Consider the following 25,834-nt stretch of genomic DNA (forward strand, 5'->3'; position numbering starts at 1 on the left):
CAAGGCGGCACCGGGTAAAACATGATTACAGCAGGTCGCGGAACTTGGTGGTTTTCAGCGCCAGCTCAACGCCGCGCACTTCCGCCAGACCTTTCAGACGGCCAATCGCCGAGTAGCCCGGGTTGGTTTTTTTCTTCAGGTCGTCCAGCATCTGGTGACCGTGGTCAGGACGCATTGGAATTGGGCGCAGATCGCCGGCTTTCTTACGACGCTGCTCTTCGGTCAGAATCGCGTCAACGACCGCCACCATATTCACGTCGCCCTGCAGATGCGCGGCTTCATGGAAGGTTTTCGGGTTCTCTTCACGGCAGGTAGAACGCAGGTGCGTGAAGTGAATACGGTCGCCAAAGGTTTCAATCATTTTCACCAGATCATTATCGGCGCGAACACCGTAAGAACCCGTGCACATGGTGAAGCCGTTGTTAATGCTGTTAACGGTCTCTTTCAGCCACTGCATATCTTCGATGGTAGACACGATACGCGGCAGGCCAAGGATTGGGCGCGGTGGATCGTCCGGGTGAACGGCTAAACGCACGCCCACTTCTTCCGCAACCGGCACAATCGCCCGCAGGAACACAGCCATGTTTTCACGCAACTGTTCTTTGCTGATGTGATCGTATTCCGCCAGACGCGCACGGAACTGGTCAAGGGTGTAACCCTCTTCCGCACCCGGCAGGCCAGCAATGATGTTACGGGTCAGCTTAGTGACTTCCGCTTCGCTCATGGCGGTGAAGTAGGCCTGAGCCTGACGCTGTTCTTCTTCGCTGTAGTCGTTCTGCGCGCCTTCGCGCTTTAAGATGTGCAGTTCGAATGCCGCAAAGGCAATCTGGTCAAAACGCAGTGCTTTAGAGCCATCTTCCAGCGTGTACTCCAGATCGGTACGCGTCCAGTCGAGGATGGGCATGAAGTTGTAGCACACGGTATCGATGCCGCACTCAGCCAGATTACGAATGCTCTGCTGGTAGTTGGCAATCCAAGTCTGGCACTGACCGGACGCGGTTTTGATGTCTTCATGCACAGGAATACTTTCAACCACGGACCAGGTCAGCCCTTTTTCAGCCAGTATCGCCTGACGTTGTTTGATTTCTTCAACCGGCCATACCAGACCGTTCGCAATGTGGTGCAATGCCGTGACAACGCCCGTCGCGCCAGCCTGACGCACATCATCAAGAGATACCGGATCGTTCGGGCCGTACCAACGCCAGGTTTGTTCCATTGCCTAACCCTCTAAAGTTGTTATACCAATAAAATCACTGTTAATGACGACTACCATACAGGCTAATTCTTACCGGTCAATAAATCCGCCTGGATTGATTGATCCAGCTCACACTAACGCGATAAATACGGCACACCAATTCAATTTGCTGTCATATAACTTTACACTGCAGGCGTTAATTAATCGTTAATCGGATGTATAAACAATGAATACAATAGCCTCTGCCGCCCTCCCCGCAAGCGTGCAACAGCCGCAATATGATAGACAACTGCTGCGTTCGCGGATTGTGCACTTCGGTTTTGGTGCCTTCCACCGCGCACACCAAGCGTTGTTAACCAACCGGGTGCTGAACCAGCACGGCGGAGACTGGGGTATTTGTGAAATCAGCTTGTTCAGCGGCGATGTGCTGATGAGTCAGCTTCGTCAGCAGGACCATCTGTTTACCGTGTTGGAGAAAAGCGCTGCCGGGAACCAGCCCATCATTGTGGGTGCGGTGCGTGAGTGCCTGAACGCGAAGCTGGATTCACTGGCCGCTATCATCGAAAAATTCTGTGAACCACAGGTGGCCATTGTTTCACTGACGATTACCGAGAAGGGTTACTGCATCGATCCGGCGACCGGGCATTTGGATTTCACGCAGCCGAGGATCGTCCACGATCTGCAATCACCAAGCGAACCGCATTCCGCACCGGGCATTCTCGTTGAAGCGCTACATCGTCGCCGCGAACGCGGGCTGCCGGCCTTTACCGTGCTCTCCTGCGATAATATTCCCGATAACGGCCACGTGGTGAAAAATGCGGTGTTGGATATGGCCGCCCGACGCTCTCCAGCGCTTGCCGAATGGATTGCTGAACACGTCAGCTTCCCTGGCACCATGGTCGATCGCATCGTCCCGGCGGCCACTGAAGCCTCGCTTAACGAAATCACCCGTGAACTGGGGGTGGAAGATCCGTGCGCCATCAGCTGTGAGCCGTTTCTTCAGTGGGTCATTGAAGACAACTTTGTCGCCGGGCGTCCTGACTGGGGCAGCGCTGGCGCGCAGTTGGTCGATGACGTGCTGCCGTGGGAAGAGATGAAGCTGCGCATGTTAAACGGCAGCCACTCGTTCCTCGCTTACCTAGGATATCTAGCGGGCTATGCGCATATTAGCGATTGCATGCAGGATGAATCCTTCCGTCGCGCCGCACGTCATCTGATGTTGGCGGAACAGGCTCCTACCCTGCATATTACCGGCGTCGATCTCAATGCCTACGCCGATAGCCTGATTGAACGCTTTAGCAACCCGGCGCTGCAACATCGCACTTGGCAAATCGCAATGGATGGTAGTCAGAAGCTGCCTCAGCGTCTGCTTGATGGCATCCGTATTCATCTTCAGCAGGGAAGTCACTGGCCGCTGCTGGCGCTGGCGGTTGCCGGGTGGATGCGCTACGTGAGCGGCGTGGATGATGCCGGCCAGCCGATTGATGTTCGCGACCCGCTGGCGGAGAAGATTCGCGTACTGGTCGAGGGCAGCAACGACGACAATCGCGTAGAGGCATTGTTATCACTACAGGAAATCTTCGGTAACGACCTGCCTACCCACCCTCAGTTCGTGGACGCCATCAAGCAGGCTTGGCAAAACCTTGCCCAGCTTGGCGCGCGTCAGGCGCTGCTCAACGCGCTCAATCACTAACATTTCTCTGCGTAAATGAGCCGGTTGCGGCTGGCTCATCGCAAAGCGACCCTTTTCGTTGTCGAGTCCGCGGTATAAAGTTGTCGAGTTAACACTCGTTCGTCTGGAGACTTCGTGACTAAAACCAACCTAATTACCGGTTTTCTCGGCAGCGGAAAGACCACCGCTATTCTGCATCTTCTTGCCAATAAACCTGCCGATGAAAAATGGGCTGTGCTGGTCAATGAGTTTGGTGAAGTGGGAATCGACGGCGCGCTACTGGCCGACAGCGGCGCTCTGCTAAAAGAGATCCCCGGCGGCTGCATGTGCTGCGTCAATGGGTTGCCGATGCAGGTCGGCCTGAATACGTTGCTGCGTCAGGGAAAGCCTGACCGCCTGCTGATAGAACCTACCGGCCTTGGTCACCCCAAACAGATCCTCGACCTATTGACCGCTCCGGTTTACGAGCCGTGGATTGATCTGCGCGCGACGCTTTGCGTGATGGACTCGCGCCAGCTTCTGGACGAGAAAACCGCCAACAATGAGAATTTCCGTGACCAGTTGGCTGCTGCTGACATTATTGTCAGCAACAAATCTGACCGCGCCACGCCAGAAAGCCTACAGGCCCTAAGCGACTGGTGGCAGCTAAACGGCGGTGAACGTCTGCACCTGCACACTACCCAAGGTAATATTGATGTCGCGCTGCTCGATACGCCGCGCACGAATCTAAAACAGCTTGCTGCAAGCGCGGCTCATGTGCACTCACACCCATCAAACAAAGGTTTGGGGGCCTTAAGTCTGCCGGAACATCAGCGCTGGCGCCGAAGCGTCAATCAAGGACAAGGCTACCACGCCTGCGGATGGATTTTTGATGCCGATACCCAGTTTGATACCATCGGTTTGTTAGAGTGGGCGCGGCTTGCTCCGGTAGCGCGACTTAAAGCCGTTATGCGCATTCCCGAAGGGCTAGTGCGTATCAACCGACAGGGCGCAGACCTGCATATCGAAACCCAAAACGTTGCGCCACCCGACAGCAGGATTGAGCTAATTAACGATGCTGAAACGGACTGGAATGCACTGCAATCCGCACTGTTGAAACTTCGTTTAGGTTAACAGCGCTAAGGTTGCCAGCGAGATCAACTGCAGTGAAGACGACAATGCGTACACGCTTTCCCTTAATTATTCTGCTTAACGCCGTCGGTGTGGCGTTATTCCTTTCTTGGTATCTGCCGATAAACCACGGATTTTGGTCCGTGGGAGACGTCGCCATTTTTCGCTTCTTCAACCAGGGATTAAGTGCCGACAACCTGACTTACGCGTGGTTTTTAGCGATTATCAACAACCGCGCCTTTGACGGCTGTTCATTGCTGGCAATGGGCGGTTTGATGCTGAGTTTCTGGTTAAAGGAAGATATCCAAGGGCGCCGCCGTATCGTCATTATTGGTCTGGTCATGCTGCTGGCGGCGGTCATTATCAACCAGTTGGCACAGCATTTCGTCCCGGTGACCCGCAGCAGCCCGTCGTTGTCGGTACCGGGCGCTCACCGCGTTAGCGACTACGTGGCCTTTAACACTAAAGATGGATCACGCGACAGCTTCCCCGGCGATCACGGAATGATGCTACTCATATTCGCTTCTTTTATGTGGCGCTATTTCGGCGTAAAAGCATTCCTTATTTCACTGGCTATTTTTGTGGTTTTTGCGTTTCCGCGAGTGATGATTGGCGCACATTGGTTCACCGATATCGCCGTAGGATCGCTGACCTCCGTACTGATAGGCGTACCATGGGTTCTGTTAACGCCGTTAAGCGATAAAGCCATTCGGATATTTGAGTGTAATTTACCCAAATTGAGCAAATTAAAGGCGACGAATAAATAACCGTTACCTCTGACTCCCCCGGCGAAGAATCATCCCTCTTCGCCTTTTTTTTATCTATTCCGTTTCCCCTTCATATTGCTGTCATAATATTCATGTTGATAATGAATGAGTTGCCTCTTTTTCATACGATCGTGGTGTAATTTTCGCCATTCACATTTATTAACTTTGTGTATCACATTTTCTTATAAAAAATCGGCCAAAAGCACTCGCAATGCCCCTTTCGTTAAGGTACTCTCATTTGCGTTTGTGATTTCAAAGAGCAATTATTCTGTCCATCAATAAAAGTTTTGTGCGCTGCACCACAAAACTGAATTCAAAGAATTGTCTCATTGAATGCGTGTATTTAGTCTCAGACGCGTTTGGCATTTTTTATAACGACTCCATCGTTAAGGACTTCAAGGGAAAACAACTAAAATGGTCAAATCTCAACCGATTTTGAGATATATTCTGCGAACGATTCCAGCAGTAGCAGTTGCAGTTCTGCTCTCTGCTTGTAGTACAACAAGTAATACTGCTAAAAACATGCATTCTGAGACGCATGGTGTGGGTATAGAAGACACTTCTTCACTGCAAGCCTCTCAGGATGAATTTGAAACCATGGTGCGTAACCTCGACGTGAAGTCCCGTCTGATGGATCAATACGCAGGATGGAAAGGTGTTCGTTACCGTCTCGGCGGCGACACCAAACGAGGTATTGATTGTTCAAGCTTTGTGCAGCGCACATTCCGTGAACAATTTGGTTTAGAACTGCCACGTTCCACTTGGGAACAGCAGGAAACTGGCAAGTCCGTTTCACGCAAGCAGCTCCGCACCGGTGATTTAGTGTTGTTCCGTGCCGGCTCCACCGGACGCCACGTCGGAATCTACATTGGCAATAACCAGTTTGTTCATGCATCCACCAGCAGCGGTGTGACTATCTCCAGCATGAATGAGCCATACTGGAATAAACGTTACAACGAAGCTCGTCGTGTTCTGAGTCGTTCGTAATGTCGTTTACCGTCGGTTACCCTTGGCTGGCGGTAAACATAAAAAAAGCACTGCTCCGGCAGTGCTTTTTTTATGCTTCATCATTATTCTTTTCTTTAGAGTTCCGTAGCATAGAGAAGTAGCATGTTCACTCGTGAAAGAAAGATTAACCGCCGTACTCTCCTCATCAGTATTATCACTGGTCTGTTGATTGCCCTGATAACCGGGGCAGTGCAGTTTTCTATTTTTCACCATCGCCGTGCGGAACAGTTTAATACCACCATTTCTAGCCTACAGAGCTATCTGAACAACTACTTCAGTCAGATATTGGTGACCATGGACTCCTTACAGCCGCTGACCCTAAGTCAGTGCGATGAAGTGTCCTCTGAGCTTACGGCCCGCGCTGCGTTTAGCATGAACGTAAGGGCCTTCCTGCTGGTAAAAAATCAGTCGGCCTACTGCTCATCGGCCACCGGCCCAATGGAGTTACCGCTAAAGGATTTGGTCCCCGATCTAGATTTGAGTAAAGACCACGTGATGGGCATCCTGCCCGGTACGCCGATGATGCCAAGCACCCCGGCCTTCGTCTTGTGGGTGAAAAGCCCATTGCTGGAAAACCGCGGCATTTTCGCCTCTATTAACGCCAATCTGATGCCGTGGGTGCTTTACTCATCAAAACAGACTCCCTATAACGGCGTGGCGTTAGTCGTGAACGGCAAAACGGCGATTTCGACGTTTAACCGCAAACCGATCCCTCTTTCAGAAATCACCGACACTGCGGTGAGACGCGTTAAAATTAAAGGCGTGCCGCTGGAGGTTTATCTCTACAGCAATTCAATGGGCACCGATAACTCGCTGTACTCGCTGTTGCTCGGATTAACCTGCGGTCTGTTTGCCGGGCTGCTGTGCTTGTATATTCTGACTATCCGTTCGCGCCCGGGAAAAGAGATCCTCTCCGCCATCAAACATCGTCAATTTTCCGTCGTGTATCAGCCGGTGGTCGATGCCAAACATCAGCAAATTGCCGGCGCCGAAGTGCTCATGCGCTGGTCGCATCCTACTCTGGGCAATATTCCTCCGGACGCGTTTATCAGCTTTGCTGAAGCACAGAACCTCATCGTGCCGCTCACTCGCCATCTGTTTGAGCTCATCGCCCGCGACGCACCAACGCTGAAGGACATTCTGCCACCCGGTGCCAAACTCGGCATCAATATTGCCCCAAGCCATCTGATCTCAGAGAGTTTCCAGCAAGATATCCGCCAATTGGCCGCCAGCATGCCGAACAACTATTTCCAACTGGTGTTGGAGCTAACCGAACGCGATATGCTGAATCAGGAAAAGGCAATGAGCCTGTTCACCTGGCTGCGCAGTGAAGGCATTGAGGTTGCGATTGACGATTTCGGCACCGGACATAGCGCGCTCATCTACCTTGAGCACTTTACCCTCGACTACCTCAAAATTGACCGCGGCTTCGTTAACGCGATTGGGCGTGAAACCATTACCTCCCCTGTTCTCGACGCCGTTCTAACTCTTACCCAACGTCTTAATCTGGTGACGGTGGCCGAAGGCGTCGAAACCGAAGAACAGGCGGCTTGGCTGCGTGAGCATGGCGTTGATTACCTACAGGGCTACCTAATAAGCCGTCCGCTGACTCTGCAACAATTGATAGAAGAGCATAGTAAGCCGGCAAAGTATTTCACAATTGCATGATGGTCATTTAAGATTCACTGATAATAACCCGTTCAATCAAGACCTTTAGTGGGGTAGCCAATTCGTGATCGTTGCGCGTATCTGTATTGCCCTATTGATGATGCTTAGCCTGCCTCTTCAGGCGCAGACTATCAAAGAGAGCGACGCGTTTGCGGTGATTGGCTCGCCCAAATATGCCGTCAACTTTGAACATCTCGACTACGTCAACCCCGCGGCGCCCAAGGGTGGAAATGTCACGCTCGCAGCGATTGGCACCTTTGACAACTTCAACCGCTACGCGCTTCGCGGTAATGCCGCCGCCCGAACCGATTCGCTGTATGACACCTTACTCACCACCTCCGACGATGAAGCCGGCAGCTACTATCCGCTGGTCGCCGACCATGCCCGTTATGCGGATGATTTCTCTTGGGTCGAGCTGACTATTAATCCCCTCGCGCGTTTTCACGATGGCAGCCCTATTACGGCCCGCGACGTGGCGTTCACCTTCAACAAATTTATGACCGAAGGGGTGCCACAGTTCCGCCTGATCTACAAAGGCACGACCGTGAAAGCCATTGCCCCGCTGACCGTACGTATCGAGCTGGCAAAACCAGGCAAAGAGGACATGCTGGGTCTGTTTACTCTGCCAATACTGCCGGAGAAATTCTGGAAGGATCATAAACTCAGCGACCCGCTAAGCAAGCCACCGCTGGCAAGTGGCCCCTACCGCATCAGCAGTTGGAAAATGGGGCAGTACATTGTTTACTCGCGGGTGAAGGACTACTGGGCGGCAGATTTGCCGATAAACCGGGGTCGCTGGAATTTCGATACGCTACGCTATGACTACTACCTCGACGATAACGTGGCATTTGAGGCCTTTAAGGCTGGCGCTTTCGATGTTCGCACTGAAAGCAGCGCTAAGAATTGGGCCACTCGTTACATCGGTAAAAACTTTGCTAATGGCTATATCGTCAAAGATGAGCAAAAAAACAATGCTGCGCAGGATACCCGCTGGCTGGCGTTTAACATCCAGCGTCCGGTCTTTGCCGACCGCAAGGTGCGACAGGCCGTCAGCATGGCGTTTGATTTTGAATGGATGAATAAGGCACTGTTTTACAACGCCTACAGCCGCGCCAGCAGTTATTTCCAGAATACCGAGTATGCAGCGCGTGATTACCCAAAAGCCGACGAACTTACGCTGCTAGCGCCGCTCAAAAATGAAGTCCCGCCGGAAGTGTTTACCACCATTTATCAGCCGCCGACCTCCGACGGCAGCGGTTTTGACCGCGATAACCTGTTAAAAGCCGGCAACCTGCTCACCGAAGCGGGATGGGTGCTAAAGGGCCAGCAGCGCATTAACCAAAAAACCGGTCAGCCGCTACGCTTCGAGCTACTGCTGCCCTCCGGCGGCAACGACCAATGGGTGATGCCATTCCAGCACAATTTGCAGCGCCTAGGCATCACGATGGACGTGCGTCAGGTGGATATCTCGCAGATAACCAACCGACTGCGCAAACGCGATTACGACATGATGCCGAGCCTGTGGCGAGCCACGCCCTGGCCTAGTGCCGACTTACAAATCTCTTGGTCGTCTGAATACATCAATTCAACCTATAACGCGCCAGGCGTCGCCAGCCCGGCTATCGATAGCCTAATTAAACAAATCATCCAATGGCAGGGGAATCAGCAAAAGCTCATTCCTTTGGGACGTGCACTGGATCGCGTGCTCACGTGGAACTATTACATGCTACCCATGTGGTTTATGTCCGGCAGTCGTATTGCTCACTGGGATAAGTTTTCCTACCCCAGCATTCACCCACTCTACAGTTCAGGCACGGATGCACCCGGCTTTGATACCTGGTGGTATGACGTTAATAAGGCAGCCAAGCTGCCCGCGTCCCGACGTTAAGGAGACTTTATGGGTGCCTACCTGATTCGCCGCCTATTGCTGATCATTCCGACCCTATGGGCGATAATCACCCTCAACTTCTTTATCGTGCAGATAGCACCCGGCGGCCCGGTTGAACAGGCTATCGCCGCCGTGGAGTTCGGCCATCAGGGCACGCTGCCCGGCGGCGGTGGCGGTATGAGCGGCGGCCAATCGCGCGTTGGTGTCAGCAACATTGCCGACAGCCAATACCGTGGCGGGCGCGGCCTTGATCCTGAAGTCATCGCAGAAATAACCCAGCGCTACGGCTTCGATAAACCGCTGCACGAGCGCTATTTCAAAATGATCGGCGACTATCTGCGTTTTGATTTCGGCAATAGCCTGTTTCGCAACGCCTCAGTGATGCAGCTCATGAAAGAGAGCCTGCCGGTATCCATCTCATTGGGGGTCTGGAGCACCTTAATTATCTACCTGGTATCCATTCCGCTCGGCATTCGTAAAGCAGTGTACAACGGCAGCCGCTTCGATATCTGGAGCAGTACCGGCATTATTATCGGCTACGCCATCCCGGCATTTCTGTTCGCCATCGTGCTGATCGTTATTTTCGCCGGCGGCAGCTATTACGACCTCTTCCCGCTGCGTGGGCTGGTCTCACCGAACTTTGACACCCTGCCTTGGTATCTGAAAATTACCGACTACCTCTGGCATATCACCTTGCCGGTGCTGGCAACGGTGATCGGCGGTTTTGCAGCCCTTACCATGCTGACCAAAAACGCGTTTCTCGATGAAATCAACAAACAGTACGTGGTGACCGCAAGGGCCAAAGGGGTTGGCGAAAAGCAGATCCTGTGGAAGCACATTTTTCGCAATGCCATGCTGCTGGTGATTGCCGGATTCCCCGCGACCTTTATCAGCATGTTCTTCACCGGTTCGCTGCTGATTGAGGTCATGTTTTCACTCAACGGGCTGGGGCTTTTAGGCTACGAGGCCACCGTTTCTCGTGATTATCCGGTGATGTTCGGCACGCTCTACATCTTCACGCTTATCGGCCTGCTGGTGAATATCATCAGCGACATCAGCTACACGCTGGTCGATCCGCGCATCGATTTTGAGGGCCGCTAACATGAGGCTAAGTTCCGTTAATCAAGCTCGCTGGACGCGCTTTTGTCACAACCGCCGTGGCTACTGGTCGCTGTGGATCTTTGCCGTTCTTTTTATTTGTTGTCTGTGTTCGGAGTTGATTGCCAACGAGCGCCCACTGCTGGTGAGCTATCAGGGTAGTCTGTATGCACCGGTGCTGAAAAATTACAGTGAGAAAACTTTTGGCGGTGAGTTTGCCACCACCGCTGATTACCAAGACCCTTGGCTGCAACAGCAGTTGGAAAAAAACGGCTGGGTACTGTGGGCCCCAATTCGTTTTGGTGCCAGCAGCATTAATTATGCGACGAGTATTCCCTTCCCTTCTCCGCCGTCAGCACAGAACTGGCTCGGCACCGATGCCAACGGTCGGGACGTCGTGGCGCGTATTCTCTACGGCACGCGTATCTCACTGCTGTTTGGTCTGATCTTCACCCTGTGCGCCAGCGTCATGGGCGTGCTGGCGGGCGCGATACAGGGTTATTACGGCGGGCGTGTCGATCTATGGGGACAGCGATTCATTGAAGTATGGTCAGGAATGCCGACGCTATTTTTGATTATTCTGCTCTCAAGCGTGGTGCCGCCAAACTTCTGGTGGCTGCTGGCGATTACCGTGCTGTTCGGCTGGATGTCGCTGGTTAGCGTGGTACGGGCAGAATTTTTGCGCACCCGCAACTTCGACTATATTCGTGCCGCTCAGGCGCTGGGCGTCGGCGATCGCAGCATCATGCTGCGCCACATGTTGCCAAACGCCATGGTCGCCACGCTGACCTTTATCCCGTTTATTCTCTGTAGCTCTATCACCACTCTGACCTCGCTGGATTTTCTTGGCTTTGGTTTACCGCTCGGCTCGCCGTCATTGGGTGAATTGCTGTTACAAGGCAAGAATAATCTACAGGCCCCGTGGCTTGGGATCGCCGGTTTTCTCTGCGTGGCTATCCTGCTGTCGCTGCTGATATTTATTGGCGAAGCGGTTCGCGACGCTTTCGATCCCTCTAAGGCGGTATAAGATGCAGCCATCTCTTCTGGAAATCGACAATCTCTCTATCGCCTTCCGCCAGCATAGCCAAGTCACCACCGTGGTCGAAAACTTGTCGCTGACGGTCAATGCCGGGGAAACGCTGGCATTGGTTGGCGAATCCGGTTCTGGCAAAAGCGTGTCGGCGCTGTCAATTCTGCGCCTACTGCCGGAGCCGCCGGTCAGCTACCCGACCGGCGATATTCGCTTTAACGGCGAATCCTTGTTGCATGCCAGTGCGCAAACGCTGCGCGGCGTGCGCGGCAACCGCATTGCGATGATTTTTCAGGAACCGATGGTGTCGCTAAATCCGCTGCATAACTTGGAAAAACAGCTCTACGAAGTGCTGTCACTGCACCGAGGAATGCGCAAAGAGGCCGCGCGCGGCGAAATTCTCGACTGCCTTGACCGCGTCGGTATTCGTAATGCGGCAAAACGGTTGGCGGATTTTCCTCATCAGCTTTCCGGCGGTGAACGTCAGCGTGTCATGATAGCCATGGCGCTGCTGACACGCCCGGAGCTATTGATTGCCGATGAACCGACCACCGCGCTGGATGTCTCCGTACAGGCGCAAATTTTGCAGCTTTTGCGTGAACTGCGGGCAGAGCTGAATATGGGCATGCTGTTTATCACGCATAACCTCAGCATCGTGCGCAAACTGGCTGACCGGGTGGCGGTTATGCAACACGGTCGCTGTGTAGAACAAAACGCCGCAGCCACGCTCTTCGCCATGCCTGAACATCCTTACACGCGCAAGCTGCTCGACAGCGAACCGACCGGTGAGCCAACGCCTCTGCCGCCAAACGCCGAACCGCTGCTGGAAGTTAATCAACTGAACGTCGCCTTCCCTATTCGGCAAGGCATTCTGCGCCGGGTGGTGGACAACAATCAGGTCGTGAAAGCGGTGAGCTTTACCCTGCGAGCGGGCGAAACCTTGGGGCTAGTCGGCGAGTCAGGTTCCGGCAAAAGCACCACCGGGCTGGCGCTGCTGCGTCTTATTGCTTCGCAAGGGGAGATTCGCTTTGATGGTGAAATGATTCAGGGCCGTACGCGTAAGCAGATGCTGCCGCTGCGTCACCGCATCCAAGTGGTCTTTCAGGATCCTAACTCCTCGTTGAATCCGCGTCTGACGGCGCTGCAAATCATTGAGGAAGGACTGCGCGTACACCATGCAGGACTTAGCGCAACCGAACGTGAACAACGGGTGATTCAGGTGATGCAGGAAGTTGGTCTGGAGCCTGAAAGCCGACAGCGTTATCCTGCCGAGTTCTCCGGCGGTCAGCGTCAGCGTATCGCCATCGCTCGTGCGCTGATCCTTAAACCACAGCTCATTATTCTCGATGAACCCACCTCTTCGCTTGACCGCACGGTGCAGGCGCAGATCCTCGCGCTACTCAAGGCATTACAGGAAAAGCACGGGCTAGCCTATATCTTTATCAGCCACGATTTGCGGGTCATACGTTCATTGTGCCATCAGGTTATTGTTTTGCGGCAGGGAGAGGTTGTCGAACAGGGCGAGTGTCGGCACATCTTCGCAGCACCGAAACAGGCGTATACGCGTCAGCTCATTGCGTTGAGCTGACGGTTAGAATGGGTTGTTGCCAGAAAACGGCTCAGCAATGGCCACGCCAAAATTTTTCAGACGGCAGGTCGCCGCAAACTCGTCCTGTCGTTTCACAAACAGGCACGGCTCCCCTTCACACTCAAGCACTGAGCAATCGACGGAAATATCGGTTAATGCCTGGCTTAGCGAGTGCATTACTGGCCACGCATTATCGCCGTCCGGGCTTAATAATTTAAGCGCCACCAGCGTGTTGTCATTTGACGTACCGTTTTGCGGAATCGGTTCAACTTTCGAACCTGCAAAACCCGCAGACCAACGATAGTCCTGCGGCAGTCGATGTACGATTGATAGCTGAAATGTCATTACGTTCTTCCCCGGAAGCAAAGCGCTTCACAATAATTTCACATCCATATTAACACACTGTTGACAAATCGTCCTGCATCTACAAAAAAAACGCCAGCATTCAACATTCTTCCTACGACATAGTTCGGTGTACTGATGCGTTTTCGCGCTATATGTACCCGTTTCTGTGATCTAACACAACCTTTTTATCTACAACAATGTGACTTTTTACACAAACAGATTTTACATAAAAGAAACATTACACCCTATCGGAAATGCAATTTCTGTTGATGTTTATCAAAGAAGGGGCGTTATTCGCCCCAGGAGTGAGGGGTACTACGTGTTTTTTCGCGGGCGGCTAGCGTAGAGAGAGAAGATAATCGAACCGGTGGCGCATAAGGCAATGGAAATGAGCATCGGCCAAGCGGTGGTAAAGGTGGCCATTGACAGCACGGCACCAACAATTGCGCCGATGCCGAAGCGGAACGTGCCCGCCAGCGAGGATGCGGTGCCTGCCATATGCGGGAATTCATCAAGGATCACCGCCATCGCATTGGATGAGACCATCGACACGCAGCCGATAAAGACCGCAATCCCCAGCACCAGAGACCAGAACCCCACGCCCAACAACGCGCAGAGCACCATCCATATCGCCATCACAAACTGTATCGCCAGCCCGGTACGGAACATCCTCAACGCACCGACTCGACGAACAACGCGGCTGTTAATGGTGGTCATCACAAACAAGAACACGATATTCAGCGCGAAGTAGTAACCAAAATGCTGAGGCGACACATGGTTTAATTCAATGTATACAAACGGCCCGGCGCTTAAGAACGAAAACATCGCGGCAAAGCTGAAACCGCTCGCTAACATATAGGAAAGCACGCGTTTGTGGCGGAACAGCGAGGCAAAGTTGCCCAGCGTAGTGCGCAGGTGGAACGGCTGACGCTTGTCGACGGCAAGAGTCTCATCAATAAAGAAGTAGACCATTGCCGACGCCAGCAGCGCCGCCACCGCTAAAATCCAGAAGATCGCGTGCCAGCTAAACCACACCAGCACCGCGCCACCCACAATAGGCGCAACCAGCGGCGCAATGGTGGTGACCAGCATCACGAACGACATCATTCGCGAAAACTCTTCCCTCGGGTAGATGTCGCGCATCAAGGCATTGATCACCACGCTTGCTGCCGCTGCCGCCAGACCATGGAAGAAGCGGGTCACAATCAGATAGTCGATCGTCGGCGCCAGCGCACAGGCCGCCGCCGCAGCGGCGAAAATCAACGTTCCGCCGAGAATGACTGGCTTACGTCCAAGGCTATCGGCCATTGGTCCATACAACAGCTGACCGACCGCAAAACCCAGAATATAGGTGCTGAGGGTCATCTGCGTGCTGCCTGCAGATACGCCGAATTGTTGCGAGATAACCGGCAACGCCGGAAGATACATGTCTATCGACAGCGGCATCAGCATGGCCAGAAGGCCAAGAATGAACACGATACTCAACGACGAGCGCGGCCTGGACGTCACAATCTACCTCTGGAGTTAATTAGCGTTCTGGGGCGCCAACGCTGGCAATTTCTTCTTCGGTCAACGGGCGATATTCACCCGGTTCCATGTCAGGATCGAGCGCAATGTTACCGATGCGTTCGCGATGCAGGCCGATGACCCGGTTGCCCACAGCGGCAAACATGCGCTTCACCTGGTGATAGCGGCCTTCACTGATGGTCAGACGGACTTCGGTCGGCGTGATAACTTCTAACACTGCCGGCTTCGTCAGGTCTTTTTCGTTGTGCAGTTGGACGCCTTTTGTAAACTGCTCTGCAGTATCATCGCTGACCGGATTTTCTAGCGTCACCAGATAGGTTTTCTCGCAGTGATGACGTGGAGAGGTGATGCGGTGCGACCACTGGCCGTCATCGGTCATTAAAACCAGACCGGTCGTGTCGATATCTAAACGGCCTGCCGCGTGCAGCTTGTACGCCACGGGTTCATCAAGGAAGTAAAGGACCGTTGGATGATCGGGGTCTTCGGTTGAGCAAACGTAGCCCTGAGGTTTGTTCAGCATAAAGTAGCGTGGGCCGTTCTGCTGGGTCAGCGAGTTGTCTTCATAGGCAACATCGTGTTCAGGGAGCAGTTTAAATGCCGAATCGCGCACCACTTCGCCATCGATGGTCACGTGGCTGCCGCGGATCAAACGCCCGGCAATAGCACGGCTGACGCCGAGTTGCTGAGCGATAAACTTATCAAGTCGCATGAAGTATTTTTAGCCTGTAATAGTGCTGAGTGCCGGACGACGCGTCCGAAAAAAGGGGTAGTAACAATGAATAAGTATAACGGGCTTGTCGGGTCACTCAAGTGAAAAGATTCATGGCATACTATTTGGCAGTTAAGGACAATCATCAAGATAATGACTTTTACACTACGCCCGTACCAACAAGAAGCAGTTGACGCCACCCTGGCCCATTTTCGCCGCCATACGCAGCCTGCCGTTATCGTCCTGCCGACCGGGGCGGGCAAGAGCTTGGTGATTGCCGAGCTGGCGCGGCTGGCTCGTGGGCGCGTGCTGGTACTGGCACACGTTAAAGAGTTGGTTGCGCAAAACCATGCCAAGTATCTTGCCCTCGGGCTGGAGGCCGATATCTATGCCGCAGGGCTCAAACGCAAAGAGAGCCACGGCAAAGTAGTGTTTGGCAGCGTACAGTCCGTGGCGCGCAATCTTGACCATTTTCAGGGTGAATTCTCGCTGCTGATCGTTGATGAATGCCACCGAATCAGCGACGACGATGACAGTCAGTATCAGCAAATCCTCACGCATCTTGGCAAAGTGAATCCTCACATTCGTTTGCTGGGACTGACAGCAACGCCTTTCCGTCTTGGCAAAGGCTGGATTTATCAATTCCACTACCACGGCATGGTACGCGGCGATGAAAAAGCGCTGTTTCGCGACTGTATCTACGAGCTGCCGCTGCGCTATATGATCAAACACGGTTACCTGACGCCACCCGAGCGCCTGGATATGCCGGTGGTACAGTATGATTTCAGCCGCCTGCAGGCCAACAGCAATGGGCTGTTTAGCGAAGCCGATCTCAACCGCGAACTGAAACAACAGCAGCGCATTACGCCGCACATTATTAGCCAAATTATCGAGTTCGCCCAAACGCGCAAAGGGATCATGATTTTTGCCGCCACCGTCGAACACGCCCGTGAAATCACCGGCCTGCTGCCCGCCGACGATGCCGCACTCATCACCGGTGAAACGCCAGGGCCGCAGCGCGATGAGCTGATTGAAGCTTTTAAAAACCAACGGTTCCGTTATTTGGTCAACGTTTCCGTCCTGACTACCGGGTTTGACGCCCCGCACGTTGACCTGATAGCCATTCTGCGGCCGACCGAGTCCATCAGCCTCTATCAGCAGATTGTCGGGCGCGGTCTGCGTTTAGCACCGGGAAAAACCGACTGCTTAATTCTCGATTATGCCGGTAACCCGCACGATCTCTACACACCAGAAGTCGGTTCACCGAAGGGCAAAAGCGATAACGTGCCGGTGCAGGTGTTCTGCCCTGGCTGCGGATTTGCCAATACCTTCTGGGGAAAGACTACCGCCGACGGCACCCTCATCGAGCACTTTGGCCGCCGCTGCCAGGGATGGCTGGAAGATGATGACGGTCACCGCGAGCAGTGCGACTACCGTTTTCGTTTTAAAAACTGCCCGCAATGCAACGCCGAGAATGATATTGCCGCTCGCCGCTGCCGCGAATGCGACACGGTGCTGGTTGACCCGGACGATATGCTAAAAGCGGCGCTAAAGCTAAAAGACGCACTGGTACTGCGCTGTAGCGGAATGACGCTGCAAGACGGGATAGACGAGAAAGGTGGCTGGCTGAAAATCACCTATTACGATGAGGACGGCGCCGATGTCAGTGAGCGCTTCCGTCTGCACACGCCCGCACAGCGTATGGCCTTTGAGCAACTATTTATCCGCCCCCATACCCGCACACCCGGTGTGCCGCTTCGCTGGATAACCTCCAGCGATATCATCGCCCAGCAGGCCCTACTGCGAGCCCCTGATTTTGTTGTCGCCAGACAAAAAGACCGCTTCTGGCAGGTGCGTGAAAAAGTGTTCGACTATCAAGGACGTTTTCGCCGCGCGGGTGAACTACGCTAGCCGTCAGATTGTTTCACCCACAGCAGTTCATCAACCGGGAAACCAAGGCCGCGCGCAATATTGAGATAATTTTGCTGCACCTGCGGCGGCAGCGTTGGCGTGCGAGCGAGGATCCACAGGTAGTCGCGATTCGGCCCGCTGACCAGTGCATACTGATAGTCATCGTCCAGCGCAATCACGTTATAGCCGCCATAAAACGGGCCAAAAAATGACACTTTCAGCGCGGCTGTGGTGGGCTGCTGCGTGAAGTAGGCCTTCCCTTCGCTCTCTTTCCAGACGCCTTTTTGCGGATCAAAACCGCGATTTAACACCGAAATGCCACCATCCGAACGCTTGCCGTAGGTGGCCGTCACCTGCTCAAGCCCTCGCTCAAAGCGATTGTCTAGGCGAGCGATTTCATACCATTTGCCCAAATAGCGGCTGGCATCAAAGTGGTCAATCGGAGTGACGCCTTTAGGCGGCATCGGGGAACGGCAGGCCACCAGCGCCAGTGAGAGCGCAACACCTGTAACAACGGGCCATAGCTTCATGCTATCTCCTTGCAGGATAATGATTTCATTAAGTGTAGAGGATAAAAACTGACGCGTAGGGAAACGGAAGAACCTATGCTTAGGTAAAACACGTAACGAACAGGACAGCGCCATGAACAGCAAACCAACGCTCGGAATTAGCGGGTGCCTTACCGGCGCAGCGGTACGCTTCGACGGCGGACATAAACGAATGAGTTTCATCATGGACGAACTGGCCGACTGGGTGACCTTCAAACCGGTCTGCCCGGAGATGGCGATTGGCCTACCGACCCCACGCCCGGCGCTGCGACTGGTCAACACGACTGGCGGGGAAAGCCGATTACGCTTTAGCCAGGCGCAAGATGAAGACCTCACGGAAAAGATGGCGCATTTTGCAGACGGCTACCTGCCCAGCGCCGCCGAGTTTGCCGGATTTGTGGTGTGCGCTAAATCACCAAGCTGCGGCATGGAGCGCGTGCGTCTGTATGATGAACAGGGCAATCGGGGAGCCAAAGAAGGGGTCGGGTTGTTTACCGCCGCCCTACAGCGCCGCTATCCGTGGCTGCCCATTGAGGAAGACGGGCGACTGCACGATCCGGTGCTGCGCGAAAACTTCGTCGCCCGGATCTTTGCACTGCATGAACTTAACGCGCTGCATAATGAAGGCCTTACCCGCGGCTCCCTGCTGGCTTTTCACAGCCGCTATAAGCTGCATCTGTTGGCGCACAGCCAACCGGGATATCGGAAAATTGGTCCGTTTATCGCCCGTATCCATGAATGGGACTCTCTGGAGGACTTTTTTGTCGCCTACCGCGAAAAATTGATGGCCATTTTGCAACAGCCCGCCTCCCGCAAAAACCACACCAACGTACTGATGCATATTCAGGGCTACTTCCGCGAACAGCTGAACGTTCGGCAGCGCGGAGAGCTTCGCGATGTGATCGTTAACTATCACGCCGGGCTGTTGCCAATCCTCGCTCCGCTTACCTTGTTACAGCACTATCTGGCAGAGCACCCCGACGATTATCTGCTGACGCAGAAGTATTTTTCCCCCTACCCCGACAGCCTGCGGCTACGCTTAACGGCGAATTGAGAGTCAGGTTTTCATTGCCCGAATGGGGATAGAGGGCTATAATGCCGCCCGCTTTCACATCCGTGAAGCAGATCATTTGCCTGCTGCTGGGTCGCCTGTAGCAGGATTTATATAGAGAGCTATCAATGTTTACTATCAATGCTGAAGTACGTAAAGTGCAGGGTAAGGGTGCGAGCCGCCGCCTGCGTGTTGCTAACAAGTTCCCAGCTATCATCTATGGTGGCGAAGCCGCTCCAGTTGCTATCGAACTGGATCACGACAAAGTGTGGAACATGCAGAACAACGCTGAATTCTACAGCGAAGTTCTGACCATCGTTATTGATGGTAAAGAAGAAAAAGTTAAAGCTCAGGCTGTACAGCGTCACCCGTTCAAGCCAAAGCTGTCTCACATCGACTTCGTTCGCGCTTAATCGCTAACGCGTCTTCGTGATGAAGAAACGGCTCCTTAGGGAGCCGTTTTTTTTGCCTGATGTTGCCGGATGGCGCTGCGCTTATCCGGCCTACCTGTGAGTTTACTGTCCGGTAGAGCGCAGCGCCATCCGGCACATACGCTCAAGTGCGACAGGCTATGCGCCTATTACTTACCGGAAGTACGACGCTGCAATTGATCGCGCAGGTTCGGCGGGGTTCCTTTGATGGTCAGCGTATCGGTGGCCGGATCCCAGTAGATACGTTCACCCAACAGCATGGCGTCGAAGTTAATCGTCAAGCCGCCACCGCTGCCGGCAAATTTGGTCAGTTGACGCAGCGTGCTGCGGTCGGCTGGGAAACTCTCTTCCAGCTCGTAGCCCTTCTCCGCGGTAAACTCGCTGAAACTCACCTCGCTGACGCCAGACAGTTCTTTTGACAGCGATTCCAACTCAATTTCTTCGCCCGCCTGCAGCTGCTCGTTGCAGTAGGTATACACCTGCTGGCGCACATTCTGACGCTCGTTTTTATCGAGCTGCGCTTCGGCGGCAAAGTCATCAACGGCCTGGAGCAAACCACGGTTTTGCACCTTAGCATTCAGCCCTTCGCTGGCGCCGAGGAAATCCATAAAGAAATCAGACACTTTGCGTCCAACCCGCCCTTTCAGGAAGGTCAGATAGCGGGTTGATTCCGGATTAGTTTCCCACTCGGTAAGGTCAATACGCGCCACGATATCCGCATGGTTGATATCCAGATAGTGGGTGGCGCTAATATCCAGTTGTTCGTTAACGCGCATGCTGTTTAGGTTGTTTAGCACCGTCACCAGCAGGTATTCCACCGCCAGATAGCGATAGTGGCAGAACAGCACAATGCCGCCATCAGCAAAGGGATACTTGGCCAGTTCGTCGCGCAGACGACCGGTGGCCGCACGGCTAAAGGCTAAGAAATCTTCCTCACCCTGACGCTGCAATTTTAGCGCCTGAGCCAGTTCGCTCTCTTCGTTAAACAGACCGTACGCTTTATTTTTCGCGCTATACACCCGATGAAGCTCAGCCATCATCTCTTCAACCGCAGCGGTTGGCTCCAGCAACGACTCGCGCAGCACAACGTCTAGGTTTTGTTCGTCACGTTTGACGAGCTGATGCAAAGCAATCTGGTCGATATCCAGACTCATGTTAAACTCTCCTTTAAGATCGGGTGTATTCAACCACCCCCGATGCAACAGTGCAACTCACACATTACCGCGGTCGTGGCAGTATAATGGCGAAAGGATAACGCGTTACGCTGAAAAAAAGCGGAAAAAATACTGCTGCTACGGTAATATACAGCCCTTTAATGAACGGACCGATTTCGATTTATGCCACAACAATCCCGCTATAGTGATGAACACGTCGAACAGCTGCTGAGCGAGCTCGCCAACGTACTGGAAGAACATAAGACCCCAACCGATCTGTCATTGATGGTGCTGGGTAATATGGTCACCAATCTGATTAACAGCAGCGTGGCTCCGGCTCAACGCCAGGCTATCGCACGTTCTTTCGCCCAGGCGCTGCAGTCTTCTATTAACAGCGATCCCGCGCACTAAGGGTACAAGCAACAGTTTATGGTGACTCATCGTCAGCCTTACCGAGAAAAAGTCTCCCAGATGGTTAGCTGGGGGCACTGGTTCGCCTTGTTCAACATGCTGTTGGCCATGGTGCTCGGTAGCCGCTATCTTTTTGTCGCCGACTGGCCGACGACGCTTGCAGGACGTGTTTACTCCTACATCAGCCTCGTCGGGCATTTCAGCTTCCTGGTGTTCTCAGCCTATCTGCTGATTTTGTTCCCCCTAACCTTTATCGTCATGTCCCAGCGCCTGATGCGCTTCCTGTCCGCAATCTTTGCGACAGCGGGCATGACTCTGCTGCTCATTGACAGCGAGGTCTTCACCCGTTTCCACCTGCATCTAAATCCAGTGGTGTGGCAACTGGTGATAAACCCTGACCAAAATGAGATGGCACGTGACTGGCAGCTGATGTTTATCAGTGTGCCGGTAATTTTGCTGGTCGAGATGCTGTTTGCTACCTGGAGCTGGCAAAAGCTGCGAAGCCTGACGCGACGTCGCCACTATGCGCGTCCTGTCGCTTGGTTCTTCTTCGCCTCATTTATCGCCTCCCACGTGATGTATATCTGGGCGGATGCCAATTTCTATCGCCCTGTGACTATGCAGCGCGCTAACCTGCCGCTCTCTTATCCAATGACGGCTCGCCGTTTCTTGGAAAAACATGGCCTGCTCGACGCGCAGGATTACCAGCGTCGCCTCATTGAGCAAGGCGATCCTGAAGCCGTTTCCGTTCAGTATCCATTGAGCGAGCTGCGCTACCGGGATCTCGGCGCCGGTAAGAATGTACTGTTGATCACCGTCGACGGGCTGAATTACTCGCGCTACGAGCAACAAATGCCGACGCTTTCGAGCTTCGCCGCAAGTAACGTGAACTTCACCCAGCATATGAGTGCGGGCAACACCGCGGATAACGGTATCTTTGGTCTGTTCTACGGTATTTCGCCAAGCTATATGGACGGCGTGCTCTCTGCGCGCATTCCGGCTGCGCTAATTAGTGCGCTGAATCAACAAGGCTATCAGTTGGGGCTGTTCTCCTCTGACGGCTTTACCAGCCCAATCTACCGCCAGGCGTTGCTGTCAGACTTCTCCTTGCCGCCGAGCAAGTCGCAAAACGACACACAGACCGCCAGTCAGTGGATTAACTGGCTGCAAAATAATGCTCAGGATGAGAACCGCTGGTTCTCGTGGGTTTCGTTTAACGGTACCACCGTCAGTAACGCCGAGCTCAGCGATCGTCAGTACGCCCGTGCGGCCGCTGATGTCGATACCCAGGTCGGTCGCGTGCTGGATGCGTTACGCGAGTCCGGGAAGCTTAACGATACGGTGGTTATTATTACCGCCGGCCATGGCGTCGCGTTGAATAGTCAGAAAAGTCATTCCGATTGGTCTCGTGCGCGTCTACAGGTTCCATTGATTGTTCACTGGCCGGGAACGCCAGCGCAGCGTATCGACCTGCTGACCAACCATAAAGACATTATGACGACGCTGATGCAACGCCTGCTGCACGTCAGCACTCCGGCAAATGAGTACTCTCAAGGTCAGGATCTGTTCAGTGCTACCCGTCGTCACGACTGGGTCACCGCAGCGGATAACAGTACGCTGGCGATTACGACGCCAACCATTACCGTGGTGCTCGACCATAACGGCCACTATAAAACGTGGACCGCCGAAGGTGAAAGGGAGCGCGAGCCAAAACCACAGCTAAGTTTGTTGCTGCAGGTGCTGACTGAGGAAAAACGCTTTATCGCTAACTGATTGATTAATTGTGAATCAATCGCGGGTTGCACGCTTGCAATCAAGGATAAAAGCGGTAGTATTTCTTGGGTATCGGCACGTAGCGCAGCCTGGTAGCGCATCGTCATGGGGTGGCGAGGGTCGAGAGTTCGAATCTCTCCGTGCCGACCAAAACGCTCTTACATTTCTATTTATTGTTCCCATTCAGGTTGTATTTTTACACTGTTGCGAACATTTAATAAAAAGATGGAGGCTTTCGCCTCCATTTTAGATCTAACACCTGTGAGTCGCTAACCAAGCAATCGCGACGGTGCCAAGTGCTAACCATAAGAACAGGCACAATCCGAGAAGAAGATAAAATAATCTATTCAAAAGCATCGCTTACTCTTTTGGCATGATCTGAGCATTAACAACTTTATAATCTTGGGCTTTATCTACCATCATCCGTAGTTTCCATTTGCCTTTGCACATTTCATTTTCACCACAAGTACGCCAGCCCATAGAACGAAGATAATCATTTGCTTCATTAAAGCGATGTCCGACAACAGAATCAGCCTCACTGGAGATTTGGTCTAATGATTGTGAGTATTTAGCCATTCTCTTTTCTGCCGCTTGGTTCTGTGCCTTGGTTTTGTGGACATCACAACCATTACCATCAGTCATCTGGCTACAGCCTGATTTCTCTAATTGCTTCCTGTACCCCTCACTGATGGCATGAGCCTTAGGAACCACAATCGGCAAAGCAAGCAGGGCTGCAACGACAGCGAACGTCATTTTATTCATTACCACTGCCCTCTTGAACCCGATTGGGTGGAACCGCCGCCAATATGATTGCTGCCACCTAAACCATGAGCCGAGTTGCTATTAGCGGCGTTATTGCCACCGTTCCCGGTTCCATGATCATGTGAAGAATTACCACTGTGTTCATTGTGGCCACCTCGAACAATTTCGGTAAACACACTGGCAACCGGTTTTTTTATTTGTAGGGTAGTTGTAGGTGGCAATGATTTAATAGCATTCAATCTGGCCTGCTCCATCTGATAACCCTTTACTTGTTGCGCAGTTAATTCACTTTCATCAACTCCAGTCCACACGCTATTATCAGAAAACTTAACAGAATAAGATCCACTTTGAGATTTATCTACAACTTGACCAACACTAAAATCAACAGTAGCAGAAACAGACATGGATACCAGAGAAAGGGCAAGTGCTAACTTTTTCATTTTTTAACCTTACAAATATCAGAAATAAAAGCAGATAACCAAGTAATAATAAACATCGACAACCACAACGCGCCCGCAATGGCACAGGCCCACGCGAGCACGGAGCCTATCTTGTAGCCCTCAAACCAGAGCACTGAGCCATAAAAGGCAATTGCATAAATAATGGCTGCACCAAACACCAACTGTACTAATAATGCACAGACACAAGAGATATCACTATTTAAGGAATCATAAATTTCACAAGATATTAAAATCGCGGCGCCCAAGATGATTTTTAAAACAACCAACGATAGCAAAGTATAGGGGTGAAACATTAACTATCTCTTTTAAAGAAATTAATTTCAGAATAATTATCCCAACCCTTGCATAACCTTTAACTTAATAATTTTTTTTCATTAATACACCATCACTTAAACTATTAACAAAGAAAACATAACAACTATAATTAACCAAAGGGTGAGAAACATTATTGTTATTAGTAATATTATTTACGTAGGGGGAGCAATGTAGCAATTTGTGCGGTAGTTCACTAATGAAAATGTTTCATAGAGAAACTACTGAGGGTTTGATTTTTGATAAAGAAATAAGAATTGCTTTGAGCCTGATGTAGGAAGAGTACCGGCTGATACCTAAAAAGCCGGCGCTCTCAAAAAAGGCATAAAACTAAAACAGGGGTGCTTACTGGATCCCCAGCCGCTTCGCTTCCATCGTCAAAATAAGTTCCCCGAGGGATTTATCTCCCTTATGCAAACCATCAAAAAGTTTGCCAAACAGAAAAGCACTTAGGTAATCAGCGTTTGCTGGCGAGTGCTGGGTAAACGTCAGACCTTGGGCAGAATACTCGGCGTCCGCCGCAGACTGCGCCTCTTGAATAGCTGCAGCGACCCGTTTGAGTAGCGCTTCCTCATGACGAGAAAGGATCTCGACGATCTGCTCCTGCTGCTCCTGCGTGAATTCTTGTGTCATTTCACCCTCACTTAGTTATTGCACAAACTGACGTCTATTATAAATCGTCAGCAACATCGTCGTGACGCTCGCAGTCAGATCGTATGCCGATCGCGTATCGCCAAGGACGATGGCCGCTAAGCCACCGTCATTATCATGATAATCATCTACATTAGGCAATAAACTCAATATATAGAACTATTCCTAATGAAAAACTCAGTAAAATACGATTATCATTGATATCAGGAATGGTATTCTCTCCCCTGTTGCATACTGATAAAAAGGACGAACAGTGAAAAACACACATAAGCTTGCCGCTTCATTACTCGCCATCGCCTGTGCTTCAAGCACCGCTTGGGCTGCTGAACAACCGCTGGAAAAGGTCGCTCCTTACCCGCAGGCGCAAAAAGGTATGAAGCGTCAGGTAATTCAGTTGCCGGTTCAGAAAGATGAGTCAGCTTTTAAGGTTGAGCTATTAGTTGGCCAAACATTGGAGGTTGACTGCAACCATCATCGCATGGGCGCCAAACTGGAAAGCAAAACGTTGGAAGGTTGGGGTTATGACTACTATGTAGTTGAGAAGATTAGCGGCCCAATGTCTACCATGATGGCCTGCCCCGATCAGAAAAAAACCAAGCAGTTCGTGACCGCTTCGCTGGGCGATGAGGGTATGCTGCGTTACAACAGCAAGCTGCCGATTGTGGTATACACCCCAGATAACGTAGATGTGAAATACCGCGTGTGGGAAGCACAAGAAACCGTGCAAGACGCCGTTGTACGTTAAGAGATATAACGACAGAAAC

General features: G+C 52.4%; 25 protein-coding genes and 1 tRNA gene. 16 read left to right on the plus strand and 10 right to left on the minus strand.

Annotated features, from left to right (window positions below):
- Window positions 1-25 precede the first annotated feature (25 nt).
- Entirely contained in the window at window positions 26-1,216 is a 1,191-nt protein-coding gene (uxuA, locus tag AB4K05_RS10380; RefSeq protein ID WP_368479903.1) for a mannonate dehydratase, read from the minus strand.
- A 205-nt stretch (window positions 1,217-1,421) separates the two neighbouring features.
- Between uxuA and AB4K05_RS10385 the strand changes: the two genes are divergently transcribed.
- The 9 genes from AB4K05_RS10385 to yejF all read left to right on the plus strand — a co-directional run bounded on the left by AB4K05_RS10385 (window position 1,422) and on the right by yejF (window position 13,024).
- Window positions 1,422-2,888 carry a mannitol dehydrogenase family protein gene (locus AB4K05_RS10385; protein ID WP_368479904.1) on the plus strand — a complete coding sequence of 489 codons (1,467 nt, stop codon included), beginning with the start codon at window positions 1,422-1,424 and terminating at the stop codon, window positions 2,886-2,888.
- 114 nt (window positions 2,889-3,002) lie between these two features.
- On the plus strand, window positions 3,003-3,980 hold the full coding sequence (locus AB4K05_RS10390; RefSeq protein ID WP_368479905.1) for a GTP-binding protein: 978 nt from the start codon (window positions 3,003-3,005) through the stop codon (window positions 3,978-3,980).
- A gap of 44 nt (window positions 3,981-4,024) precedes the next feature.
- Window positions 4,025-4,744, plus strand: a complete 720-nt coding sequence (locus AB4K05_RS10395; RefSeq protein WP_368479906.1) for a phosphatase PAP2 family protein — start codon at window positions 4,025-4,027, stop codon at window positions 4,742-4,744.
- 414 nt (window positions 4,745-5,158) lie between these two features.
- A complete protein-coding gene (gene mepS, locus AB4K05_RS10400; RefSeq protein WP_368479907.1) occupies window positions 5,159-5,731 on the plus strand; it encodes a bifunctional murein DD-endopeptidase/murein LD-carboxypeptidase in 573 nt (190 codons plus the stop codon).
- A gap of 123 nt (window positions 5,732-5,854) precedes the next feature.
- Window positions 5,855-7,420, plus strand: coding sequence for a cyclic di-GMP phosphodiesterase (locus AB4K05_RS10405; RefSeq protein ID WP_368479908.1), 1,566 nt, complete (start codon window positions 5,855-5,857; stop codon window positions 7,418-7,420).
- A 97-nt stretch (window positions 7,421-7,517) separates the two neighbouring features.
- Window positions 7,518-9,308, plus strand: coding sequence for an extracellular solute-binding protein (locus tag AB4K05_RS10410; protein WP_368480157.1), 1,791 nt, complete (start codon window positions 7,518-7,520; stop codon window positions 9,306-9,308).
- Window positions 9,309-9,317: 9 nt separating this feature from the next.
- Window positions 9,318-10,409 carry a microcin C ABC transporter permease YejB gene (locus AB4K05_RS10415; protein ID WP_368479909.1) on the plus strand — a complete coding sequence of 364 codons (1,092 nt, stop codon included), beginning with the start codon at window positions 9,318-9,320 and terminating at the stop codon, window positions 10,407-10,409.
- A gap of 1 nt (window position 10,410) precedes the next feature.
- Window positions 10,411-11,433, plus strand: coding sequence for a microcin C ABC transporter permease (locus AB4K05_RS10420; protein ID WP_368479910.1), 1,023 nt, complete (start codon window positions 10,411-10,413; stop codon window positions 11,431-11,433).
- A 1-nt stretch (window position 11,434) separates the two neighbouring features.
- Window positions 11,435-13,024 carry a microcin C ABC transporter ATP-binding protein YejF gene (gene yejF, locus AB4K05_RS10425; protein WP_368479911.1) on the plus strand — a complete coding sequence of 530 codons (1,590 nt, stop codon included), beginning with the start codon at window positions 11,435-11,437 and terminating at the stop codon, window positions 13,022-13,024.
- Between the two features lie 3 nt (window positions 13,025-13,027).
- Here the strand turns inward: yejF and AB4K05_RS10430 are convergent, their stop codons facing one another.
- The 3 genes from AB4K05_RS10430 to rsuA form a co-directional block, all read right to left on the minus strand.
- A complete protein-coding gene (locus AB4K05_RS10430; RefSeq protein WP_368479912.1) occupies window positions 13,028-13,369 on the minus strand; it encodes a YejG family protein in 342 nt (113 codons plus the stop codon).
- A gap of 315 nt (window positions 13,370-13,684) precedes the next feature.
- The gene (locus AB4K05_RS10435) at window positions 13,685-14,878 is read right to left on the minus strand and encodes a Bcr/CflA family multidrug efflux MFS transporter (protein ID WP_368479913.1); all 1,194 of its coding nucleotides are present in this window, start codon (window positions 14,876-14,878) and stop codon (window positions 13,685-13,687) included.
- 19 nt (window positions 14,879-14,897) lie between these two features.
- Window positions 14,898-15,605: a 16S rRNA pseudouridine(516) synthase RsuA gene (rsuA, locus tag AB4K05_RS10440; protein WP_368479914.1), complete on the minus strand. Its 708-nt coding sequence runs from the start codon at window positions 15,603-15,605 to the stop codon at window positions 14,898-14,900.
- Window positions 15,606-15,758: 153 nt separating this feature from the next.
- On the opposite strand from rsuA, the gene AB4K05_RS10445 reads away from it, so the two are divergent.
- Entirely contained in the window at window positions 15,759-17,516 is a 1,758-nt protein-coding gene (locus AB4K05_RS10445; protein ID WP_368479915.1) for a DEAD/DEAH box helicase, read from the plus strand.
- Here AB4K05_RS10445 and AB4K05_RS10450 read toward each other — a convergent pair.
- Window positions 17,513-18,046 carry a lipocalin family protein gene (locus AB4K05_RS10450; protein WP_368479916.1) on the minus strand — a complete coding sequence of 178 codons (534 nt, stop codon included), beginning with the start codon at window positions 18,044-18,046 and terminating at the stop codon, window positions 17,513-17,515. The genes AB4K05_RS10445 and AB4K05_RS10450 overlap by 4 nt on opposite strands.
- Window positions 18,047-18,158: 112 nt before the next feature.
- Here AB4K05_RS10450 and AB4K05_RS10455 point away from each other — a divergent pair, with 112 nt between their 5' ends.
- Both AB4K05_RS10455 and rplY read left to right on the plus strand, forming a co-directional pair.
- Window positions 18,159-19,118, plus strand: coding sequence for a YbgA family protein (locus AB4K05_RS10455; protein ID WP_368479917.1), 960 nt, complete (start codon window positions 18,159-18,161; stop codon window positions 19,116-19,118).
- Between the two features lie 125 nt (window positions 19,119-19,243).
- Window positions 19,244-19,528 (plus strand): 50S ribosomal protein L25, encoded by a 285-nt coding sequence (gene rplY / locus AB4K05_RS10460; RefSeq protein ID WP_368479918.1) that lies wholly within the window; start codon window positions 19,244-19,246, stop codon window positions 19,526-19,528.
- 167 nt (window positions 19,529-19,695) lie between these two features.
- On the opposite strand, the gene yejK is transcribed toward rplY, so the two are convergent.
- Window positions 19,696-20,700: a nucleoid-associated protein YejK gene (gene yejK, locus AB4K05_RS10465; RefSeq protein ID WP_368479919.1), complete on the minus strand. Its 1,005-nt coding sequence runs from the start codon at window positions 20,698-20,700 to the stop codon at window positions 19,696-19,698.
- Window positions 20,701-20,883: 183 nt separating this feature from the next.
- Between yejK and AB4K05_RS10470 the strand changes: the two genes are divergently transcribed.
- The 3 genes from AB4K05_RS10470 to AB4K05_RS10480 all read left to right on the plus strand — a co-directional run bounded on the left by AB4K05_RS10470 (window position 20,884) and on the right by AB4K05_RS10480 (window position 23,034).
- Window positions 20,884-21,111 carry a YejL family protein gene (locus tag AB4K05_RS10470; RefSeq protein WP_061279439.1) on the plus strand — a complete coding sequence of 76 codons (228 nt, stop codon included), beginning with the start codon at window positions 20,884-20,886 and terminating at the stop codon, window positions 21,109-21,111.
- Between the two features lie 18 nt (window positions 21,112-21,129).
- Entirely contained in the window at window positions 21,130-22,884 is a 1,755-nt protein-coding gene (gene yejM / locus AB4K05_RS10475) for an LPS biosynthesis-modulating metalloenzyme YejM (RefSeq protein WP_368479920.1), read from the plus strand.
- A gap of 73 nt (window positions 22,885-22,957) precedes the next feature.
- Window positions 22,958-23,034: transfer RNA gene (locus AB4K05_RS10480), tRNA-Pro, on the plus strand.
- 210 nt (window positions 23,035-23,244) lie between these two features.
- On the opposite strand, the gene AB4K05_RS10485 is transcribed toward AB4K05_RS10480, so the two are convergent.
- The 4 genes from AB4K05_RS10485 to AB4K05_RS10500 all read right to left on the minus strand — a co-directional run bounded on the left by AB4K05_RS10485 (window position 23,245) and on the right by AB4K05_RS10500 (window position 25,052).
- On the minus strand, window positions 23,245-23,646 hold the full coding sequence (locus AB4K05_RS10485; RefSeq protein ID WP_368479921.1) for a hypothetical protein: 402 nt from the start codon (window positions 23,644-23,646) through the stop codon (window positions 23,245-23,247).
- Complete coding sequence (locus tag AB4K05_RS10490) at window positions 23,646-24,086, minus strand: hypothetical protein (protein ID WP_368479922.1); 441 nt, start codon at window positions 24,084-24,086, stop codon at window positions 23,646-23,648. The genes AB4K05_RS10485 and AB4K05_RS10490 overlap by 1 nt, the downstream gene beginning before the upstream one ends.
- Window positions 24,083-24,400 carry a hypothetical protein gene (locus AB4K05_RS10495; protein WP_368479923.1) on the minus strand — a complete coding sequence of 106 codons (318 nt, stop codon included), beginning with the start codon at window positions 24,398-24,400 and terminating at the stop codon, window positions 24,083-24,085. Before AB4K05_RS10495 ends, AB4K05_RS10490 begins: the two co-directional genes overlap by 4 nt.
- Window positions 24,401-24,764: 364 nt before the next feature.
- On the minus strand, window positions 24,765-25,052 hold the full coding sequence (locus AB4K05_RS10500; protein WP_368479924.1) for a hypothetical protein: 288 nt from the start codon (window positions 25,050-25,052) through the stop codon (window positions 24,765-24,767).
- 271 nt (window positions 25,053-25,323) lie between these two features.
- On the opposite strand from AB4K05_RS10500, the gene eco reads away from it, so the two are divergent.
- Entirely contained in the window at window positions 25,324-25,815 is a 492-nt protein-coding gene (gene eco / locus AB4K05_RS10505) for a serine protease inhibitor ecotin (RefSeq protein ID WP_368479925.1), read from the plus strand.
- Window positions 25,816-25,834 lie beyond the last annotated feature (19 nt).

It is taken from the genome of Kluyvera sp. STS39-E, assembly GCF_040932435.1.
GTDB lineage: Bacteria > Pseudomonadota > Gammaproteobacteria > Enterobacterales > Enterobacteriaceae > Kluyvera.

Coding starts and splice junctions, on each gene's coding strand:
- AB4K05_RS10485 (WP_368479921.1), bottom strand. CDS start 23,646: ATGAATAAAATGACGTTCGCTGTCGTTGCAGCCCTGCTTGCTTTGCCG.
- AB4K05_RS10385 (WP_368479904.1), top strand. CDS start 1,422: ATGAATACAATAGCCTCTGCCGCCCTCCCCGCAAGCGTGCAACAGCCG.
- AB4K05_RS10430 (WP_368479912.1), bottom strand. CDS start 13,369: ATGACATTTCAGCTATCAATCGTACATCGACTGCCGCAGGACTATCGT.
- AB4K05_RS10415 (WP_368479909.1), top strand. CDS start 9,318: ATGGGTGCCTACCTGATTCGCCGCCTATTGCTGATCATTCCGACCCTA.
- AB4K05_RS10395 (WP_368479906.1), top strand. CDS start 4,025: ATGCGTACACGCTTTCCCTTAATTATTCTGCTTAACGCCGTCGGTGTG.
- uxuA (WP_368479903.1), bottom strand. CDS start 1,216: ATGGAACAAACCTGGCGTTGGTACGGCCCGAACGATCCGGTATCTCTT.
- AB4K05_RS10470 (WP_061279439.1), top strand. CDS start 20,884: ATGCCACAACAATCCCGCTATAGTGATGAACACGTCGAACAGCTGCTG.
- AB4K05_RS10420 (WP_368479910.1), top strand. CDS start 10,411: ATGAGGCTAAGTTCCGTTAATCAAGCTCGCTGGACGCGCTTTTGTCAC.
- AB4K05_RS10500 (WP_368479924.1), bottom strand. CDS start 25,052: ATGACACAAGAATTCACGCAGGAGCAGCAGGAGCAGATCGTCGAGATC.
- AB4K05_RS10450 (WP_368479916.1), bottom strand. CDS start 18,046: ATGAAGCTATGGCCCGTTGTTACAGGTGTTGCGCTCTCACTGGCGCTG.
- yejF (WP_368479911.1), top strand. CDS start 11,435: ATGCAGCCATCTCTTCTGGAAATCGACAATCTCTCTATCGCCTTCCGC.
- AB4K05_RS10490 (WP_368479922.1), bottom strand. CDS start 24,086: ATGAAAAAGTTAGCACTTGCCCTTTCTCTGGTATCCATGTCTGTTTCT.
- rplY (WP_368479918.1), top strand. CDS start 19,244: ATGTTTACTATCAATGCTGAAGTACGTAAAGTGCAGGGTAAGGGTGCG.
- mepS (WP_368479907.1), top strand. CDS start 5,159: ATGGTCAAATCTCAACCGATTTTGAGATATATTCTGCGAACGATTCCA.
- AB4K05_RS10495 (WP_368479923.1), bottom strand. CDS start 24,400: ATGTTTCACCCCTATACTTTGCTATCGTTGGTTGTTTTAAAAATCATC.
- AB4K05_RS10410 (WP_368480157.1), top strand. CDS start 7,518: ATGATGCTTAGCCTGCCTCTTCAGGCGCAGACTATCAAAGAGAGCGAC.
- yejK (WP_368479919.1), bottom strand. CDS start 20,700: ATGAGTCTGGATATCGACCAGATTGCTTTGCATCAGCTCGTCAAACGT.
- AB4K05_RS10445 (WP_368479915.1), top strand. CDS start 15,759: ATGACTTTTACACTACGCCCGTACCAACAAGAAGCAGTTGACGCCACC.
- rsuA (WP_368479914.1), bottom strand. CDS start 15,605: ATGCGACTTGATAAGTTTATCGCTCAGCAACTCGGCGTCAGCCGTGCT.
- AB4K05_RS10455 (WP_368479917.1), top strand. CDS start 18,159: ATGAACAGCAAACCAACGCTCGGAATTAGCGGGTGCCTTACCGGCGCA.
- AB4K05_RS10405 (WP_368479908.1), top strand. CDS start 5,855: ATGTTCACTCGTGAAAGAAAGATTAACCGCCGTACTCTCCTCATCAGT.
- yejM (WP_368479920.1), top strand. CDS start 21,130: ATGGTGACTCATCGTCAGCCTTACCGAGAAAAAGTCTCCCAGATGGTT.